The following is a 1194-nucleotide window of genomic DNA, read 5'->3' as shown; positions in this document are numbered from 1 at the left end:
CAGAGAAATTGAATCGCAAAACCATGTAGCTGTTATGCCGCTTTGTCGGATGTTGCCCGATATATAGTTCTCCAAACAGTTCTTCAAATCTACCGGCATAGTCGATGCTGTAGTACGCCTCCAACATGGCCAGAAACAGTGACTTACCGAATCTGCGGGGGCGAATCAAAAATAAGTAGGGAGGTTGCCGTTCCAGTATTTCGATGAAACGGCTCTTGTCCACATAGTAGTAATCCTCGCACCTGATACGGGGGAAGTCCGATATTCCATAAGGTAATGCTTTCATAACTGCCTGCTTTTAATATTGCACAAAGCAAAGGTAATAAAAATGATTGCAAATTCTACGAAGACCTTTAAATAGTTACAATCGGATACCGTTATTTACCACATACTCCGAAGATCGTATCATGAGAAAGGTGCGCTGCATCAGCATCAGGCAGACAAGCCAGATGATAAACCGGTACCGCAGAAAGCAGGGAGCTCAAAGTATCACTGATGTAATCATACAATTCATCGCTGTAAGCAAAGTCAGGCGGACACGAAGGATGCAACGCGCCGTATCCTTGAGCCACACTGAGCCTCTTAATTTGATTGTAAGGGGCTTGCGACAATCGTACACAAGCCGCTAACGGATAACTTTCATTCTTGTAGCAAGGTGTTTTTCCACTCCATGGACTACCATATATCCATGGTTCTCCGTCTATGATGCGAAGAATAGGACTGTCATCATTCAGCAGAACAGCACCTTGTATGTTTTCGCGCCACAAACGGGTGTGGGTACTCTTACCCGTGCCGCTTTCTCCGAGGAAAAGAATAGCCTTGCCCTCACACACAATAGTACTGGTATGGATTGCTACCGTTTTGAAAGGTGCTGTAGCCACTCCATAAGCAATCCAGCATGCAAATCGAAGCAGCCGCAGGTTATAATTTCCCTTGAAATTCACCACCTGCTTATCTTCGCTCAGCCAAAGCTCAAGTGTTCCACCTTCAGGAGGCAGCATTACAAAGAGAAAGCCATTGCGATATTGGCCGAAGTGGCTGACAATGCCATCTATTTCATTCGTATATAACACCGTTTCAAATAAAGGTGCTTCTGTGGTAGACTCTACAAAGTGACAAAGAGGCTCTCCATCTGCCATTATTTTAAAGGGGGTAAAGCCTGTTAATGCATCTATCGCCTGTACCAGCCTCTCA

2 protein-coding genes are annotated in these 1194 nt (G+C 45.1%); both read right to left on the bottom strand.

Annotated features, from left to right (window positions below; translation table 11 throughout):
* On the bottom strand, positions 1-286 hold a 286-nt coding region (locus DWW10_RS25190), incomplete at its 3' end, for an AAA family ATPase (RefSeq protein ID WP_182021539.1).
* Between the two features lie 91 nt (positions 287-377).
* A partial coding sequence (locus DWW10_RS25185) for a phosphoenolpyruvate carboxykinase (ATP) (protein WP_259320538.1) occupies positions 378-1194 on the bottom strand: 817 nt, incomplete at its 5' end.

Source organism: Bacteroides intestinalis (assembly GCF_003464595.1).
Lineage (GTDB): Bacteria > Bacteroidota > Bacteroidia > Bacteroidales > Bacteroidaceae > Bacteroides > Bacteroides intestinalis_A.
The sequence above is the reverse complement of the archived record's forward strand: the minus strand, read 5'-3'. Positions and strand labels throughout refer to the sequence as shown.